This is a genomic window from Paenibacillus sp. SYP-B3998 (assembly GCF_010820665.1).
Classification (GTDB): domain Bacteria; phylum Bacillota; class Bacilli; order Paenibacillales; family NBRC-103111; genus Paenibacillus_E.
Map to the genome: position 1 here is coordinate 1 of NZ_JAAIKC010000035.1, position 1,061 is coordinate 1,061.

The following is a 1,061-nucleotide window of genomic DNA, read 5'->3' on the forward strand; positions in this document are numbered from 1 at the left end:
AAAAACGGAGAGGCCTTTAAGGTACGATCAGAGAAGACAACCACACCTCTTACAGGGCGTCCTCGCACGATCTTCCATTCGGTAGAAGAAGAACGGGATTACCTGAAAGCGCAGGTAGATTACTTAAAAAAGCGGTATCCAAATCTCGTAAAGGAGAAGTCCCGAGTCAGCGAGATAACTATGAAATAGTCGAGGAGTTGCGTTTTTTGCATGGCGTTACAAGCTTGTTAGCCATTGCAGGTATTCCTAGAGCCAGTTACTACAAATGGCGAGCCACACAGCCTCAGCGTGCCGCTAAGCAAAATCTTGATCATGAGTTGAAAGAACACATGATGGCCATCCATTTTGCACATCCCTACTATGGGTATACGCGTATGGTAACTGGATTAGGAGAGGCAGGTCATATTGTCAATCACAAAAAAGCATGGCGACTCATGAAGGATCTAGGTATCCAGTCGGTTATTCGAAGGAAGCGTAAAGTGTCCAATTACACGCCTTCTGTCGTGTATCCAAACCGTTTAAAACGCAAGTTTCATGCAACAGCACCCCAGCAAAAAATGGTTACAGATATAACTTACATTTCAGACGGTTCGAAGTTCTATTATCTGTCTGTTATTCAAGATATATTTAACAATGAAATTGTCGCTTGGCAATTATCCGAACGAAACGATGTGGAACTTGTCCTTGATACTGTTGAAAAGTGGACAAGAAAAAGAGACGTAGCGGAAGCTGTGCTCCATTCGGATCAAGGCTTCCAGTATACGTCTGCAGCGTACAACAAGCGATTAGAAACATTCGGCGTTAAAGGCAGCCACTCTCGCAAAGCAACCTGCCTGGATAACGCATGCGTCGAATCCTTTTTTTCGCATCTCAAGACAGAGAAGTTGTATCTAGAACAGTGTAAATCAGGAACTGAAATTCATCAAGCCGTGGAAGATTATATTTACTTTTATAACTACCAGCGGTTTCAATCCAAACTGAAACAGCGCGCACCGATTGAGTATCGGTGCGCGCTGGCAGCGTAGCTTTTTTCATCTGTCTACTTGACAGGGGTATGACCA

The 1,061-nt window shown here is 44.0% G+C and carries 2 pseudogenes; both read left to right on the forward strand.

What is annotated here, in order from left to right:
- A pseudogene (locus tag GK047_RS29380) lies at positions 1–189 on the forward strand (hypothetical protein); the annotation flags it as partial.
- Positions 177–1,025 (forward strand): annotated as a pseudogene (locus GK047_RS29085) (IS3 family transposase); the annotation flags it as partial. The pseudogenes GK047_RS29380 and GK047_RS29085, both read left to right, overlap by 13 nt.
- Between the last annotated feature and the right edge of the window lie 36 nt (positions 1,026–1,061).